Source organism: Mesorhizobium sp. B2-3-2, from assembly GCF_006442295.1.
Lineage (GTDB): Bacteria > Pseudomonadota > Alphaproteobacteria > Rhizobiales > Rhizobiaceae > Mesorhizobium.
Genome location: NZ_VFWA01000003.1, coordinates 421,202 through 437,047 on the forward strand (window position 1 = coordinate 421,202; position 15,846 = coordinate 437,047).

The 15,846-nt window shown below is 64.0% G+C and carries 13 protein-coding genes; 9 read left to right on the top strand and 4 right to left on the bottom strand.

Annotated elements, in window-relative coordinates; translation table 11 throughout:
* Positions 1 to 984 (top strand): LLM class flavin-dependent oxidoreductase, encoded by a 984-nt coding sequence (locus FJ964_RS10680; protein ID WP_140550349.1) that lies wholly within the window; start codon positions 1 to 3, stop codon positions 982 to 984.
* A complete protein-coding gene (locus FJ964_RS10685) occupies positions 981 to 2,240 on the top strand; it encodes an LLM class flavin-dependent oxidoreductase (RefSeq protein WP_140550350.1) in 1,260 nt (419 codons plus the stop codon). The genes FJ964_RS10680 and FJ964_RS10685 overlap by 4 nt, the downstream gene beginning before the upstream one ends.
* A gap of 13 nt (positions 2,241 to 2,253) precedes the next feature.
* Here the strand turns inward: FJ964_RS10685 and xdhC are convergent, their stop codons facing one another.
* From xdhC to uraH, 4 genes are all read right to left on the bottom strand, one after another.
* Positions 2,254 to 3,183: a xanthine dehydrogenase accessory protein XdhC gene (xdhC, locus tag FJ964_RS10690; protein ID WP_140550351.1), complete on the bottom strand. Its 930-nt coding sequence runs from the start codon at positions 3,181 to 3,183 to the stop codon at positions 2,254 to 2,256.
* A 61-nt stretch (positions 3,184 to 3,244) separates the two neighbouring features.
* Entirely contained in the window at positions 3,245 to 5,590 is a 2,346-nt protein-coding gene (xdhB, locus tag FJ964_RS10695; protein ID WP_140550497.1) for a xanthine dehydrogenase molybdopterin binding subunit, read from the bottom strand.
* Positions 5,590 to 7,071, bottom strand: coding sequence for a xanthine dehydrogenase small subunit (gene xdhA, locus FJ964_RS10700; protein ID WP_140550352.1), 1,482 nt, complete (start codon positions 7,069 to 7,071; stop codon positions 5,590 to 5,592). The genes xdhB and xdhA overlap by 1 nt, the downstream gene beginning before the upstream one ends.
* A gap of 3 nt (positions 7,072 to 7,074) precedes the next feature.
* The gene (gene uraH, locus FJ964_RS10705; RefSeq protein ID WP_140550353.1) at positions 7,075 to 7,449 is read right to left on the bottom strand and encodes a hydroxyisourate hydrolase; all 375 of its coding nucleotides are present in this window, start codon (positions 7,447 to 7,449) and stop codon (positions 7,075 to 7,077) included.
* Between the two features lie 200 nt (positions 7,450 to 7,649).
* Here uraH and puuE point away from each other — a divergent pair, with 200 nt between their 5' ends.
* From puuE to FJ964_RS10740, 7 genes are all read left to right on the top strand, one after another.
* Complete coding sequence (puuE, locus tag FJ964_RS10710) at positions 7,650 to 9,074, top strand: allantoinase PuuE (protein WP_140550354.1); 1,425 nt, start codon at positions 7,650 to 7,652, stop codon at positions 9,072 to 9,074.
* 10 nt (positions 9,075 to 9,084) lie between these two features.
* Positions 9,085 to 9,948 carry a bifunctional allantoicase/(S)-ureidoglycine aminohydrolase gene (locus FJ964_RS10715; RefSeq protein WP_140550355.1) on the top strand — a complete coding sequence of 288 codons (864 nt, stop codon included), beginning with the start codon at positions 9,085 to 9,087 and terminating at the stop codon, positions 9,946 to 9,948.
* The gene (locus FJ964_RS10720; RefSeq protein WP_140550356.1) at positions 9,945 to 10,448 is read left to right on the top strand and encodes an ureidoglycolate lyase; all 504 of its coding nucleotides are present in this window, start codon (positions 9,945 to 9,947) and stop codon (positions 10,446 to 10,448) included. The genes FJ964_RS10715 and FJ964_RS10720 overlap by 4 nt, the downstream gene beginning before the upstream one ends.
* Positions 10,448 to 11,041 carry a nucleoside deaminase gene (locus FJ964_RS10725; protein ID WP_140550357.1) on the top strand — a complete coding sequence of 198 codons (594 nt, stop codon included), beginning with the start codon at positions 10,448 to 10,450 and terminating at the stop codon, positions 11,039 to 11,041. The genes FJ964_RS10720 and FJ964_RS10725 overlap by 1 nt, the downstream gene beginning before the upstream one ends.
* Before the next feature lie 93 nt (positions 11,042 to 11,134).
* Positions 11,135 to 13,120, top strand: a complete 1,986-nt coding sequence (locus tag FJ964_RS10730; protein WP_140550358.1) for a CocE/NonD family hydrolase — start codon at positions 11,135 to 11,137, stop codon at positions 13,118 to 13,120.
* Between the two features lie 153 nt (positions 13,121 to 13,273).
* Positions 13,274 to 14,860, top strand: coding sequence for an ABC transporter substrate-binding protein (locus FJ964_RS10735; RefSeq protein WP_140550359.1), 1,587 nt, complete (start codon positions 13,274 to 13,276; stop codon positions 14,858 to 14,860).
* A 15-nt stretch (positions 14,861 to 14,875) separates the two neighbouring features.
* Positions 14,876 to 15,835, top strand: coding sequence for an ABC transporter permease (locus FJ964_RS10740; protein WP_140550360.1), 960 nt, complete (start codon positions 14,876 to 14,878; stop codon positions 15,833 to 15,835).
* Positions 15,836 to 15,846 lie beyond the last annotated feature (11 nt).

Genomic DNA, 15,846 nt, shown 5'->3' on the forward strand with positions numbered 1-15,846 from the left:
ATGCATCTCACCGTTTCGCTCAACATTGCCTCCACGGCCGGGCAGGCCGGCGCGCTCACCTTCAGCGACTTGGCCGGCTTTGCGCAGCGGGCGGAAGCGGCCGGGCTGGACATGATTGTCCTCGACGATACGGCGCCGGACAAGGCCGGGTCCGGCTGCTTGTTCGAAGCGACGACGCTGCTCGCCGCACTGGCGACGGTGACGAGCAGGATCGGGCTGGTCGCCACGGCCTCGACGGTTGCCCACCAGCCCTACAATCTGGCGCGCCGGTTCGCCTCGCTCGATATCATCAGCCACGGCCGCGCCGGTTGGAACGCAACGATGGCGCAGACGCCGCGCGAGGCGACCAATTTCAGCCGGCCGGATGGATTTCCCAGCGACGATTTTCGCCGCCGCTCCGAGGAATATATCGGCATCGTCCAGAGTTTGTGGAACGGCTGGGAGGCGGACGCGCTGCTGTTCGACAAGAACAGCGGCCGCTTCCACGATCCCGGGAAAATGCACCTGCTCGACCACAAGGGCGAATTCTTCGCCGTGCGCGGACCGCTGAACGTGGCGCGTTCGCCGCAAGACACGCCGGTGCTGGTCCTGTCCGGCCTGGCGGCAGGCGACTTCGACATTGCCGCGCGCACAGCCGATGTCATCCTGCTGGACGAAAGGCGGGCAGCGCGGCGCAAGGCACGCCATGACGAATTCAGGCGCCGCGTTTCCGCGTCCGGGCGCGAACCGGATGCCGTGAGGATATTGGCTGACATATCCCTCGCCGCCAATGGCGTCGGCGGGCTGGCCGACAGGATGGAGGAAGAATTCCGGGCGAACAATTGCGACGGATTCAATATCCGGCTGTCCGCGCATATTTCAGCGCTCGACGATTTCACCGATCGCGTTCTGCCGGAGCTGCGGCGGCGCGGTCTGTTTCGACAGAGCTATGGGGGCACAAAGCTGCGCTCGCATCTGGGACTCAGCGGGGGAGGCGACCGATGACCGCGCGCCAGATGAAGCTTGGCGCGTTTCTGTGGGCGACAGGCCACCATATAGCCGCCTGGCGGCACCCCAAGGCCCATGTGAAGGCCGGGATCGACATCGATCACTACATCGCGCTGGCGCGCACGGCGGAAGCGGCGAAATTCGACCTGCTGTTCTGCGAGGATGCGGCCGGCCTGCGCGAAGCGGACGTCAACATCGCCAGTCAGACCTCGCGCTCGATCGGCTTCGAGCCGATCAGCCTGCTTTCCGCACTCGCCGTCCAGACCAGTCGCATCGGCCTCGTCTCCACCGCTTCGACCAGCTACAACGAGCCTTACGGGCTGGCACGAGCCTTCCTGTCGCTCGATCGTCTGAGCGGCGGGCGCGCCGGCTGGAACCTGGTCACGTCGGCCAGCCCGATCGAGGCCGCCAATTTCGGCGCGACTGGCTTGCGGCCGCATGCCGACCGCTACGAGCGCGCGCGTGAGTTCGCACAGGTGGTCACCGCGCTCTGGCGCGGTGCCCCCGGCGGAGCTTCCGGCCATGACGGCCAGAGCTTTTCGGTGCGCGACCCACTCGATTTGCCGCATTCGCCCCAGGGCGCGCCGGTCATGGTCCAGGCCGGCGCCTCGGATGTCGGGCGCGACCTCGCCGCACGCACCGCCGATGTGGTGTTCACGGCCGCGCAGACTTTTGCGGAAGCGAAGGCTTTCTACGACGATCTCAAGGGTCGTCTGGCGGCCTATGGACGCGAACCGGACGACATCAAGATCATGCCCGGCGTCGCCCCGGTGGTGGCGCAAACCGAGGCCGAAGCGCGGACGAAATACGAGGAGCTGCAGGAGCTGATCCCCGACGACGTCGGCGTGGCTCTGCTGTCCAGCTATCTCAGCATCTCCGATCTTCGGCGCTATCCGCTCGACGGGCCACTGCCCGAACTGCCGGATAGCGAAGGCATGAAAAGCCGGCAGGCCCTGGTCATCGAGCAATCGCGCCGCGACGGCCTTTCCATCCGCGAGCTTGCTCGCCATTTCGCCGGTGCACGCGGCCATTGGCGCATCGTGGGCACGCCGGCCCAGGTCGCGGACGAGTTGCAGGCGCGGTTCGAGGGCGGTGCCGCCGACGGTTTCAACGTCATGCCGTCCTGGTTCCCCGGCGAACTCGATGCCTTTGCCACGCTGGTCGTCCCGGAGCTGCAGCGGCGCGGTCTGTTCCGCAAGGATTACGAAGGCCGCACGCTGCGTGACCATCTGGGCTTGAAACGACCGGTGTAGGCAGGAGGTAACCTTAGCCAGCCATGATCCTATCATGCGGCCGTTCGGCATTTGACCCGGCGCCGTGATTGACCAGCGCCGTCATGATTTCGGCTGCCGCGAGCGCGGCAATGACGGGCGGGCGCTTGTCCTTCACGGCATCACCGCCAATTGGGGAAACCAGGCGGGCAAACTGCGCTTCCGTGCCCTCAGCCGATTTCAGGAACCAGTTCCTGAACGTCGCTTTCTTGGTCTTTGAGCCGATCATGCCGACATAGGCGGTGTCGCCACGCTTCAGGGCTTCGGCGACAATCAGGAAGTCCAGCGCATGATCATGGGTGAGGATGGCGAAGGCGCTGCCTGCGGGCGCGTTGCGCACCTCGGCTTCAGGCATCGGGGTCAGCCGCGTCTCGACGGCTTGCGGCATTCCTTCAAGCGCGTCGGCCCGTGTTTCGATGACGACGGCGCGCACAGGGAGAAGGGCGAGCGCGGAGGCCAGCGCCTGGCCGACGTGGCCGCCGCCGAAGATGTAGACATAAGGCAGTTCAGCCTGCTCGACTTCCGCGGCCGAAATCAGTTCCTGCGCCAACGTCGCATCGACGAGGCGGATCGACACTTCGACGCGCCCGCCGCAGCATTGGCCGATCTCCGGGCCGAGCGCCACGTCGAGGATCACGCCGGCATCGGGGCGGGTCTCTTCACCCTCCCCCTTCTTGGGAGGGTCGGACGTCGTCGTCCGGGAGCCTGCGAAAGCCGCTTCCCCACCCAGCATCTGCCGTGCCTTGTCGATGGCCATATATTCGAGCTGGCCGCCGCCGATCGTGCCTGATATCGCCGCTTGCGAGACGAGCATGAAGGCGCCCTTCTCGCGTGGCGTCGAGCCTTTGGTGCCGGCCACTTCAACCAGGGCGACCCGGCCAGCGCTGGCGAGAAAAGCTTTCAGGCTTTGCACTTTCGCGTTCATTTTCACATTCCCTGTTGGGAAATATAGGCTTTTTCGGCCCTTTTTACACGTTTTGCCGGATTCAGGCCTTCGCCTCGCTCTTCAGTCGCTCGATTGCCATCAGCACGCGTTCCGGTGTCGCAGGCGCATCGAGACGCGGGCAGATCTTGTGATCGGCAACGCTGGCCACCGCGTCTGACAGCGCATGCAGCACCGACATGCCGAGCGGGAAGGGCGGCTCGCCGACCGCCTTGGAGCGATGGATCGTCGGCTCACCGGCCTCCGGCCAGTCGGCCAGCGTTACGTTGAAGATCTTTGGCCGGTCCGACGCCAGCGGGATTTTGTAAGTCGATGGCGCATGCGTGCGCAGCCGGCCCTTGTCATCCCACCAGAGTTCCTCGGTCGTCAGCCAGCCCATGCCCTGGATAAAGCCGCCCTCGACCTGGCCGAGGTCGATGGCGCGGTTCAGCGAGCGGCCGGTCTCGTGCAGGATGTCGGTGCGCTCGACCACATATTCGCCGGTTAGCGTGTCGACCGAGACTTCCGAGCACGAGGCGCCATAGGCGAAATAATAGAAGGGACGGCCCTCGCCCTTGTCGCGGTCCCAGTGGATCTTCGGCGTCTTGTAGAAGCCGGCCGCCGAAAGCTGGATGCGGGCCATATAGGCCTGCTTGACGAGGTCGGCGAAAGGTATCTCCTGGTTGCCGATGCGCACCCTGTTGGGCAGGAACAGCACCTGGTCGCGCGGCACCTGGTATTTCTCGGCGGCGAAATCGGTCAGCCGGTCCTTGATCTGGCGGGCGCCGTTCTGCGCCGCCATTCCGTTGAGGTCGGTGCCGGACGACGCGGCGGTAGCCGAGGTGTTCGGCACCTTGCCCGTGGTCGTCGCGGTGATCTTCACCTGGTCGAGATCGATCTGGAACTCTTGCGCCACCACTTGCGCCACCTTGACGTTGAGGCCCTGCCCCATCTCGGTGCCGCCATGGTTCAGATGCACCGAACCGTCAGTGTAGACATGCACCAGCGCGCCGGCCTGGTTGTAGTGGGTAGCGGTAAACGAGATGCCGAACTTGACCGGCGTCAGCGCGAGGCCACGCTTGATGAATCGGCTGTTGTTGTTGAAGGCCGAGATCTCGCGCCGGCGGCGAGCGTAATTGGCGCTCTCTTCCAGTTCCGCGACGATGCGGTGGATGATGTTGTCCTCGACCGTCTGGTGGTAGGGCGTGACGTTGCGATCGGTGGTTCCGTAGAAATTCCGCTTGCGGATGTCGAGCGGGTCCTTGCCGACGGCAAACGCCACCTCGTCGATGATGCGCTCGGCGCCGACCATGCCTTGCGGGCCGCCGAAGCCGCGAAAAGCGGTGTTCGAGACCGTGTTGGTATAGAGCGGCGCCGACTGCGCATGCACCGCCGGCCAGAAATAAGTGTTGTCGCAGTGGAACAGCGCGCGGTCGGTAACAGGGCCGGAAAGGTCCGCGGAAAAGCCGCAGCGCGCCGCGAACATGAAGTCAACGCCGAGGATATTGCCCTCATCGTCGAAGCCGGCTTCATAGTCGATGAGGAAATCGTGCCGCTTGCCGGTGGCGATCATGTCGTCATCGCGATCCGGCCGGATTTTCACCGCCCGGTGATGCTTCTTGGCGGCGATCGCGGCCAGCGCTGCAAACTGGTTGCCCTGCGTTTCCTTGCCGCCGAAGCCGCCGCCCATGCGGCGCATTTCCACAGTAATGGCGTTGCTCGGCACGCCGAGGGCATGACCAACCATGTGCTGGACTTCGCTCGGATGCTGGGTCGAGGAATAGATGGTGACGTCCTGATCCTCGCCCGGAACCGCCATCGCGATATGGCCTTCGAGGTAGAAATGCTCTTGGCCGCCGACGCGCATCTTTCCTTTCAGCCGGCGGGGGGCCTGACGGATCGCAGCAGCCGCGTCGCCGCGTTTCAGCGTCAGAGGCGGCGTGACGAGTTTGTCCTTGCTCGGATCAAGCGCGCCGATGTCGGTGACGAAAGGCAATTCCTCGTATTCGACCCTTGCCAGCCTCGTGGCGCGCCGCGCCTGCTCGCGCGTCTCGGCAATCACGCAGAAAATCGGCTGGCCGAAAAACTGCACCTTGCCGTCTGCGAGTATCGGCTCGTCATGGCGGCCGGTCGGCGAAATATCGTTCTCGCCCGGCACATCTTTTGCCGTCAGCACATCGACGACGCCCGGCGCGGCGCGCACCGCCGAAAGGTCCATCTGGACGATGGTGGCATGGGTCGCCGTGGAAAGGCCGAGGCAGCCATGCAGCGTGCCCGCCGGTTCGGGCATATCGTCGATATAGACGGCGCTGCCGCTGACATGCTTGTGCGCGGAATCATGGCGCTGGTCGGTGGCGACGCCGCCGACGATCTTCTCGGCCTTTAGATTTGATGCGGCGTGCTTGTTCATCATGCCGCCTCGTTGCGCGACACCTGGAATGGTGCCTTGGTGCCGGTGGTTTCGACAAAGAAACGCAACAACAGGTTTTTCGCCGCCAAAGCCCGATATTCAGCGCTTGCCCGCATGTCGGTGAGCGGCGTGAAATCCCTTACATATTCGGCCATCGCCGCTTCTACCGTTTCTTCGGTCCAGGGCTTGCCGAGCAGAGCCTTCTCGACCGCCGCCGCCCGCTTCGGCGTCGCCGCCATGCCGCCATAGGCGATGCGGATATCCGCAACCGTGCCGTCCTTGGCCAAGACCAGAAAGAACGCGCCGAGTGCGGCGGTGATATCCTCGTCGCGGCGCTTGGTGATCTTGTAGACGGCGAACTTCGTTTCGTTTGCCGGCACCGGTACATGCACGGCCTCGACGAACTCGCCGGCCTGCCGGTCCTGCTTGCCATAGGCGATGAAGAAATCCTCGAGCGGAAGCGTGCGCCGCTTGCTTCCACGGCGCAGCGTCAGCCGCGCGCCGAGCGCAATGAATGGCGGCGGCGTGTCGCCGATCGGCGAGCCGTTGGCGATGTTGCCGCCGATCGTGCCCATGTTGCGCACCTGTTCGCCGCCGATGCGATCGAACAATGGCCCGAGCGCCGGGATGCGTTTAGACAGCATCGCGAAGGCATCGGAATAGGTGACGCCGGCGCCGATCGAGATCACGCCCTTGTCCTCGGCAATGGCGCACAGCCCGTCGAGATTGCCGATGAAGATGACGGGCGAAATATCGCGCATGTGCTTGGTCACCCAGAGACCGACATCGGTCGAGCCGGCGACGATGGTGGCGCCCGGTTCCTTGTCGAGCACGGCGGCGAAATCGTCCACGTCAGCCGGCACGACGAGCCGCGCCTTGCCGGCGCCGATCTCGATCCGTGCCCCGTCGCGCATCGCCTCCAGCCTGGCCGTGATCGACCGACGCTCCAACGCCAGCGGATCCTGCTGCGCTTTGCCGTAGCTGGAGATGGCGCGGGCCGCGCGCATGATCGCCTCATAGCCGGTGCAGCGGCAGAGATTGCCCTGCAAGGCCTTTTCGATGGCCGCGTCCGACGGGTCCGGCGATTTCATCCACAGGCCGTAAAGCGACATGACGAAGCCCGGCGTGCAGAAGCCGCATTGCGAGCCGTGGAAATCCACCATCGCCTGCTGCACCGGGTGCAACTGGCCCGGCGCTCCACGGAGATGCTCGACCGTCACGACATGAGTGCCGTCCAGAGAACCCAGGAAGCGGATGCAGGCGTTGACGCTTTCATAGACCAGTTCGCCGGCGGAAAGCCTGCCGACCAGCACGGTGCAGGCGCCGCAATCGCCCTCCGCGCAGCCTTCCTTGGTGCCGCGCAGCGACCGGTCGAGCCGCAGCCAGTCGAGCAAGGTCGCGTCAGGCGCCACGGACGACAGTACGACCTCCCTGCCGTTGAGGATAAAGCGGATGTCGTTGCGGATCTTGACCTCGGCCACGTCTCAGCTCCCCCTGTAAGTCGAATAGCCATAGGGCGAGACGAGCAGCGGCACATGATAGTGCACGGCATCCGCCATGCCGAAGCGGATCGGCACGGTGTCGAGAAAGGCCGGCTCGGGCAGTTTCGTTCCCTGGCGCCGCAGATAGTCGCCAGCGGCGAAAACCAGCTCGTATTCGCCGGTCTGGAAATCCGCGCCGGCCAAAAGCGGTGCGTCGCAGCGGCCGTCGGCGTTGGTGGCGACCGTCTTCAGATGCGTCCTGGCCGAGCCATCGATCCGGTAGAGCGCGATCGACAATCCCGCCGCGGGCTTGCCTGTCGCGGTGTCGAGGACATGGGTCGTCAGACGCCCGCCATCGGCTTTCGACGTTTCTGCCATTGTCCGCCTCCCATTCCAATACGAACAAACCGGCCGGTACAGCCAACATTACTGATGAATTGTGCGCCAATTAAAGGCGATGCATAAGTCCCGGTCGAGCGGAGTGCGACAAAAACACTTTCAAAAATTTTCGGGGGAATGCGAGAAGCACCCTTTCGATATCCTGATCATACTTCGGGCGATGCCCCGCGGGAGGGACGATGCGTTACACCAGAGATATGCGCGGCTACGGAGCCAATCCGCCGGATCCGAAATGGCCCGGCGGCGCGCATGTGGCCGTGCAATTCGTCGTCAACTACGAAGAAGGCGGCGAGAACTGCGTCCTGCATGGCGACAAGGCTTCGGAAGCCTTCTTGTCGGAAATCGTCGGCGCGGCTCCCTGGGCCGGCCAACGCCATTGGAACATGGAATCGATCTACGAATATGGGGCGCGGGCCGGCTTCTGGCGGTTGCTTCGCCTGTTCACCGAGGCCGAGGTGCCGGTGACCTGTTACGGCGTCGCCACGGCACTCGCCCGCTCGCCCGACCAGGTGACGGCGATGCAGGATGCCGGCTGGGAGATCGCCTCGCACGGGCTGAAATGGATCGACTACCGCGACCACGACGCCGAGGACGAGCACCGCGACCTCGAAGCGGCGATCAAGCTGCACTACGAAGTGACAGGCGCGCGCCCGACAGGCTGGTACACCGGCCGGACGTCGGTCAACACCGTGCGGCTGGTGGCGGAGGAAGGCGGCTTCGACTACGTCTCCGACACTTATGACGACGAATTGCCCTACTGGTTCGCGGATGAAGGAACCGACAGGCCGCAGCTCATCATCCCCTACACGCTCGATGCCAACGACATGCGCTTCGCCACGCCGCAGGGCTTCAACTCGGGCGACCAGTTCTTCGCCTATCTGAAGGACAGTTTCGACACGCTCTATGCCGAAGGCAAGGCTGGGCGGCCGCGCATGATGAATATCGGCCTGCACTGCCGCCTTGTCGGGCGGCCGGGGCGGGCGGCGGCGCTGAAGCGCTTCGTCGACTATGTGAAGTCGCACGACAGGGTCTGGCTGGCGCGGCGCATCGACATCGCCAGGCATTGGCGCGAGACCCATCCATACAAGCCGCCGGTGCTGCGCCCTTCGAGGATGGAATTCGAAGCCTTCGTGCATGCTTTCGGCGGCGTTTTCGAACATTCGCCGTGGATCGCCGAGCGCGCCTACGAGCTGGAACTTGGCCCGGCGCACGACAGCGCCGGCGGTCTGCACAATGCGCTCTGCCGCGTCTTCCGCGCCGCAAGCGAAACCGAGCGGCTCGGCGTGCTCAACGCCCATCCTGACCTTGCCGGGAGACTGGCAACGGCCAGGCGGCTGACGGCTGAATCGGCCAGGGAGCAGGCTTCGGCCGGCCTCGATGCGCTGACCGACAAGGAGCGCGAGCTGTTTTCCAAGCTTAACGCCGCCTACGTCACCACCTTCGGCTTCCCGTTCATCGTCGCGGTGAAGGGCAAGACCAGGCAAGAAATCCTGGCGGAGTTCGAAAGGCGCATCGGCAACAGCCGCGGCGTCGAATTCGAGACCGCCTGCAAACAGGTCGAGCGCATCGCGCTCTTCCGCCTCAAGGACATGCTTCCGCAATAGGTTTGAACCCATGGATACGATCAGGATGCCCGAGCGAACCTATTATGCTCCACATGGCGGCCATTCCGGCCAGAGTGAGCTTCTGACCGGCCGCGCCGTCTTCACCGAGGCCTATGCCGTCATCCCCAAGGGCGTGATGCAGGACATTGTCACCAGCGCCCTGCCATTCTGGGACAAGACCCGCGTCTGGATATTGTCGAGGCCGCTGTCGGGCTTTGCCGAGACGTTTTCGCAGTACATCGTCGAGGTCGCGCCCGGCGGCGGCAGCGACCGGCCGGAACCCGATGCCGGCGCCGAGGGCGCCTTGTTCGTGGTCGAAGGCGAACTGACCGTCCTGCTTGCCGGCGAAAGACATGTCTTGCAGCCGGGCGGCTTCGCCTTCCTGCCGCCGTCGAGCGGCTGGACTGTTCGCAACGAAAGCAAATCGGCTGTCCGCTTTCACTGGATACGCAAGGCTTATGAGTCCGTTGGCGGCCTCGAGGTCCCGCAAGCCTTCTTCACCAACGAGCAGGACATCGGGCCGACGCCGATGCCCGGCACCGATGGCCGCTGGGCGACGACGCGCTTCGTCGATCCCGCCGACATGCGCCACGACATGCACATGACCATCGTCACCCTCGAACCGGGTGCGGTCATTCCGTTCGCCGAGACGCATGTGATGGAGCACGGGCTCTACGTGCTGGAAGGCAAGGCGGTCTACCGCCTCAACCAGGACTGGGTCGAGGTCGAAGCCGGCGACTATATGTGGCTGCGCGCCTTCTGCCCGCAGGCCTGCTATGCCGGCGGACCGGGAAAATTCCGCTACCTGCTCTATAAGGACGTCAACAGGCACGCCAAGCTCGGCGGTGCCGGGATCGCTGGGCGTGCGCCGTGACCCCCATCGTCGCGCGGCCGCTGACCCGCGAGGGCTTTGCCCCGTTCGGCGATGTCATCGACATGGGCGGCGACAACCACTACCCGATCAATGGCGGCAAGGCCGAGCGCTACCATGATCTGGCGACCGCCGAGGCGGTAGGGCCGAACGCCCGCGTGCTGATCTCGATGGTGCGCGGCACGCCTTACGAATTGCCGCTCACGCTGCGCATGGTCGAGCGTCACCCGCTCGGCAGCCAGGCCTTTGTCCCGCTGTCGCCACGACCGTTCCTGGTCGTCGTCTGCCATGACGGCAAGGACGGTCCGGGGGAGCCGCATGCCTTCATCACCGCGCCCGGGCAGGGCATCAACTACCGCCGCAATCTCTGGCATGGCGTGCTGACGCCGATCGGCGAGCCCCAGGATTTCCTGATCGTCGACCGTGGCGGCGACGGCTCCAACCTCGAAGAATTCCATTTTTCGCACGCCTACGAGATTCATCTCGCCGACGAGACCCTGTGATGACCGACATTTCGTTGATCGACCGCCTGCTCGATGTCATCGAGCACGACATCGTGCCGAAGACGGAGGAAGGCGTCGCCCATGGCAACAAGCTGTTCGGCGCGGCGATCCTGAAGAAAGGCGATCGCTCGCTGGTGCTGGCCGAAACCAACAACGAGATCGAAAACCCGCTCTGGCATGGCGAAGTGCACTGCCTGAAACGCTTCTACGAAATGCCCAAAGCCGAACGTGTCGACACGAAGGACGCCATCTTCCTGGCCACGCACGAACCCTGCTCGCTCTGCCTGTCGGCGATCACCTGGACCGGCTTCGACAATTTCTACTACCTTTTCTCTCATGAGGACTCGCGCGACAGCTTTGCCATCCCGCACGATCTGAAAATCCTGAAAGAGGTCTTCACCCTCGATCCCGGCGGCTACAATGCCGAGAACGCCTATTGGAAGAGCTTTTCCATACGCAGGCTGGTGCGGGCACTGCCCGAGGGGGACCGCGGGCGGCTGGAGGCGCGCATCGGCAAGATTGCAGCACTTTATGACGCGCTCTCTGGCGACTATCAGGCGAACAAGGCCGAGAATGACATTCCGCTGAACTGAGGGCACCAAGCAGCGGTACAGGTCGCATATTTCGCTGCTCCAGTCGCGAATGGCGATTGAAAGTCGCCGCGTACCGGGGCGTTATGCCAGCCCATGAAAACCGTCACCGAATTTCCCCGCAAGGTCGTCGAATTGCCCGATATGGGCATCGTCATGCCCGATGGCTGCCGGCTGTCGGCGCGGATTTGGATGCCGGAGGACGCTGGCGACGATCCGGTGCCTGTCATCCTCGAGCACCTGCCTTACCGCAAGCGTGACGGCACCATCTTTCGCGACCAGCTGACGCATCCCTATTTCGCCGGCCACGGCTATGCCTCGATCCGCGTCGACATGCGCGGCAATGGCGATTCCGAAGGGCTGATGGATGACGAATATTCCGAGCAGGAATTGCAGGATGCCTGCGACGTCATCGCCTGGGCGGCGGCCCAACCCTGGTGCAACGGCAATGTCGGCATGATGGGCATTTCCTGGGGCGGCTTCAACTGCCTGCAGGTGGCGGCCATGCAGCCGCCGGCGCTCAAGGCGGTGATCAGCCTGTGCTCGACCGTCGATCGCTACGCCGACGACATCCATTACAAGGGCGGCTGCCTGCTGCTGGAAAATTTCGGCTGGGCCTCGACGATGCTGTCCTATTCGTCACGGCCACCGGACCCGCTGATCGCGGGCAACAACAAATGGCGCGACCTGTGGCTGACACGGCTTGAGAACCAGGCCTTCCTTTTGCCGCTGTGGCTCAGCCACCAGCACCGCGACGCCTACTGGAAACGCGGCTCGATCTGCGAGGACTTCTCCGCCGTCAAAGCCGCGGTGCTGTCGATCGGTGGCTGGCATGACGGTTACCGCAACACCATCTCGCATCTCGTCGCCAACATCGAGGCGCCGGTCAAAGGCATCGTCGGCCCGTGGATCCACAAATACCCGCATTATGCCGCGCCCCAGCCGGCAATCGGCTTCCTGCAGGAAGCGCTGCGCTGGTGGGATCGCTGGCTGAAGGGCATAGAGACCGGCGTCGAGGCCGACCCGGCCTACCGCGCCTATGTGATGGACAGCATGCGGCCAGCGCGCTGGCATCCGGAACGGCCGGGCCGCTGGGTGGCGGAGCGGCAGTGGCCTTCGCCCGACATCAAGACGCAAACGATCGAGTTGGTCCCGGCGGGCGGTAAATCCGCCACCGTCGCTTCGCCGCAAAGCTGCGGGCTGGCCGGCGGCGAGTATTTCCCGTTCACCTTCGGCCCGGAATTGCCGGGCGACCAGCGCCCCGACGACGCGCTGTCGGTGTGTTTCGACCAGCCGGAACTCGCCGAGGCGATCGACATCGTCGGCGCGCCGGAAGTCGAGGTCCGGCTATGCTGCGACCGCCCGCAGGCCAATATCGCGGTGCGGCTCTGCGACGTGCATCCCGATGGCGCCTCCGAGCTGATCTCCTATGGCGTACTCAACCTCACGCATCGTCTCTCGCACGAATTCCCGCAAGCGCTTGTCCCCGGCGAGAGCGTTTCCGCACGCGTCGTGCTCGACCAGTGCGCCTATCGCGTGCCGGCCGGCCACCATTTGCGCATAGCCGTCTCGAACGCCTATTGGCCCATGATCTGGCCCTCGCCGGAGCCGGTCCGCCTAAGCCTGTCGGCGGCGACGCTGAAGCTGCCGCTGCGCCCGCTGGCGACAAGCGACGAGGTCACGTTCGCCGCGCCGGAGGCCGCTTCTCCCTGGGCAACCGAGACCATCCGCCCGGCCAATTCGGAACGCCACGTCGACCGCGACGAGAAGACCGGCATCGTCACGCTTTCCATAGAAGACGATTTCGGCGAGGTGCGCGATCTTGCACATGGCCTGGCGAACGGCAGCATCGCCCGCGAGACCTGGACGATCCACCCGGACGATCCGTTGTCGGCCGGGGGACGCACGCATTGGACGCAAACCCTGTCGCGAAGCGGATGGTCGGTGCGCACCGAAACATCGGCCGAAATACGCTCGGACGCCAAAAACTTCATCGTAAGCGCCCGAATTGAAGCTTACGAAGGCGAAAAACTCGTCTTCGAACGCGATTTCGAACAGGCGGTTCCTCGCTCGCTTGTTTGAGCGGCAAGGCATTGGTCCAATTGCGACGTGCCATTTACGCCACGGCATGTCGCATTCGGTCTTGCTTACCGCTTTCCCTTGCGGTCATTATTCCCCTCACAAGAAACAAGAAAACGACCACTAAGGTCGAACCAACAGAGTGAGGAACTCAAAATGTCAAACGAACTGGAATTCCTTAGCCGACGTGTCGCTTCAGGCAAGCTCAGCCGTCGTGATTTTCTCGGCCGGGCGGCAGCGCTCGGCGTCACCGCGACCTTCGCCAACTCGCTGCTTTCGAGCGCGGCGCGAGCAGCCGGCCCGGTCAAGGGCGGCACGCTCAAGGCAGGCCTGGTTGGCGGCGAGTCCACCAACAGCCTGGATCCAGCCCTGTTCATGACGCAGGTGCCGTTCGCCTTCGGCAAGATGTGGGGCGAACTGATCGTCGAGCTTTCCCCCGAGGGCAAGCTCGAGAACCGCATCGCCGAGGAGATTGGCTCGTCCGACGATGCCAAGGTGTGGACGCTGAAGATCCGCGACGGCGTCGAATTCCACAATGGCAAGACGGTGACAGCCGAAGACGTCGCCGCCACGCTCGAGCGCCATTCGGACGAGAAGTCGAAGTCCGGCGCGCTCGGCTACATGAAAGGCATCGAAAGCATCAAGGCCAGCGGCAAGGAAGTGGTGCTGACGCTGAAGGAAGCCAATGCCGATCTGCCCTACCTGCTCAGCGACTACCACCTGATCGTCCAGCCCAATGGCGGCAAGGACAAGGCCGATGCCGGCATCTCGGCGGGGCCCTACAAGGTCACCACCAACGAGCCCGGCGTGCGCCATGGCGGCGAGCGCTTCGCCAATTACTGGCAGGGCGACAAGATGGGCCATGCCGACCAGATCGAGATCATCGTCATCAACGACGCCACGGCACGTACGGCAGCCCTGCAGGGCGGCCAGGTCAACATGGTCAACCGCGTCGAGCCGAAGATCGTCGACCTGATCAAGCGCGTGCCGGGCGTCACCATCCGCAACCATGCGGGACCGGGCCACTACGTCTTCATCATGCACTGCAATACGGCGCCCTTCGACAACAACGACCTCAGGATGGCGCTGAAGCTGGCGATCGACCGCGAAGAAATGCTGAAGAAGGTGCTGCGCGGTTACGGTTCGCTCGGCAATGATTTCCCGATCAATGCCTCCTACCCGCTGTTCACCGAGATCGAGCAGCGGACATACGATCCGGACAAAGCCAAGTTCCACTACAAGAAGTCGGGGCATGACGGCACGGTGCTGCTCAGGACCTCCGACGTCGCCTTCCCCGGCGCCGTCGACGCGTCCCAGCTTTTCCAGCAGAGCGCCGCCAAGGCCGGCATCAAGATCGAGCTCAAGCGCGAGCCGGGCGACGGCTACTGGAACGAGGTCTGGAACAAGCAGCCCTTCTGCGCCTCCTATTGGGGCGGACGCTCGACCCAGGACCAGATGTACTCGACCGCGTACCTGTCGACCGCCGACTGGAACGACACGCGTTTCAAGCGCCCGGATTTCGACAAGATGGTGCTGGCGGCGCGCGCCGAGCTGGACGAGGCCAAGCGCAAGGCGATGTATCACGACATGGCCGTCATGGTGCGCGACGAAGGCGGCCTGATCCTGCCGATGTTCAACCAGTTCATCGACGCCACCGGCGCCAAGGTGGGCGGCTGGGTGGACGATCCGCACCAGGAGTTGATGAATGGCTACGCCCTGGCAAAGTGCTGGCTCGAAGCCTGAGCCGGCCTTGCCCAGATGTCCTCACCTATCGTGAAACTGGTGGCCCAGCGCGTCGCGCTGGGCATCCTCCTTTTGTTGGCCGTCTCGGTCCTGATCTTCGCCGGCACACAGATCCTGCCCGGCGACGTCGCGCAAGCCATCCTGGGGCAGTCGGCGACACCGGAATCGCTCGCCAATCTGCGTGAGCAGCTTGGTCTCAACGACCCGGCCTATATCAGGTATTTCCGCTGGCTCGGCGGCGTTTTGACCGGCGATCTCGGGACCGCCATGTCGAGCGGACAGGACATCGCGACATCGATCAAAGGCCGGCTGTGGAACACGCTGTTCCTCGCCTTCTGGGCGGCGATCGTGGCCATTCCCCTAGCCTTAACGCTTGGCCTGATCGCGGTGCGCTACCGCAATGGCTGGGTCGACAAGCTGATCTCGGGACTGGCGCTCGCCTCGACCTCCTTCCCGGAATTCTTCATCGGCTACTTGCTGGTCTTCTACTTCGCGGTTCAGCATCAGTGGTTCCCCGCCATCTCGACCGTTTATGACGGCATGCCTTTCGGTGAACGCATGCAGGCGATCGCGCTGCCGGCGGCGGCGCTGACGCTGGTGGTGCTTGCCCATATGATGCGCATGACGCGCGCGGCGATCCTAAACGTCATGCAATCGGCCTATGTGGAGACCGCCGAGCTTAAGGGGCTCTCGGCTTTCGCGGTCATCCGCAAACATGCCTTCCCGAACGCCATCGCGCCGATCATCAACGTCGTCATGCTCAACCTCGCCTATCTGATCGTCGGCGTGGTCGTGGTCGAAGTGATCTTCGTCTATCCCGGCATGGGGCAGTATCTAGTCGATCACGTCACCAAGCGCGATGTGCCGGTGGTGCAGGCGGTCGGACTGATCTTTGCCGCCGTCTATATCGGCCTCAACATCGTCGCTGATATAGCGGCAATCGTCGCCAATCCGCGCCTGAGGCACCCCAAATGAAGAGGGCGGGC

Bases quoted from the DNA above. Each gene is read 5' to 3' on its own strand.
- FJ964_RS10735 (WP_140550359.1), top strand. From the start codon at position 13,274: ATGTCAAACGAACTGGAATTCCTTAGCCGACGTGTCGCTTCAGGCAAG.
- xdhB (WP_140550497.1), bottom strand. From the start codon at position 5,590: ATGAACAAGCACGCCGCATCAAATCTAAAGGCCGAGAAGATCGTCGGC.
- FJ964_RS10725 (WP_140550357.1), top strand. From the start codon at position 10,448: ATGACCGACATTTCGTTGATCGACCGCCTGCTCGATGTCATCGAGCAC.
- FJ964_RS10680 (WP_140550349.1), top strand. From the start codon at position 1: ATGCATCTCACCGTTTCGCTCAACATTGCCTCCACGGCCGGGCAGGCC.
- uraH (WP_140550353.1), bottom strand. From the start codon at position 7,449: ATGGCAGAAACGTCGAAAGCCGATGGCGGGCGTCTGACGACCCATGTC.
- FJ964_RS10740 (WP_140550360.1), top strand. From the start codon at position 14,876: ATGTCCTCACCTATCGTGAAACTGGTGGCCCAGCGCGTCGCGCTGGGC.
- xdhC (WP_140550351.1), bottom strand. From the start codon at position 3,183: ATGAACGCGAAAGTGCAAAGCCTGAAAGCTTTTCTCGCCAGCGCTGGC.
- FJ964_RS10685 (WP_140550350.1), top strand. From the start codon at position 981: ATGACCGCGCGCCAGATGAAGCTTGGCGCGTTTCTGTGGGCGACAGGC.
- puuE (WP_140550354.1), top strand. From the start codon at position 7,650: ATGCGTTACACCAGAGATATGCGCGGCTACGGAGCCAATCCGCCGGAT.
- FJ964_RS10730 (WP_140550358.1), top strand. From the start codon at position 11,135: ATGAAAACCGTCACCGAATTTCCCCGCAAGGTCGTCGAATTGCCCGAT.
- FJ964_RS10715 (WP_140550355.1), top strand. From the start codon at position 9,085: ATGGATACGATCAGGATGCCCGAGCGAACCTATTATGCTCCACATGGC.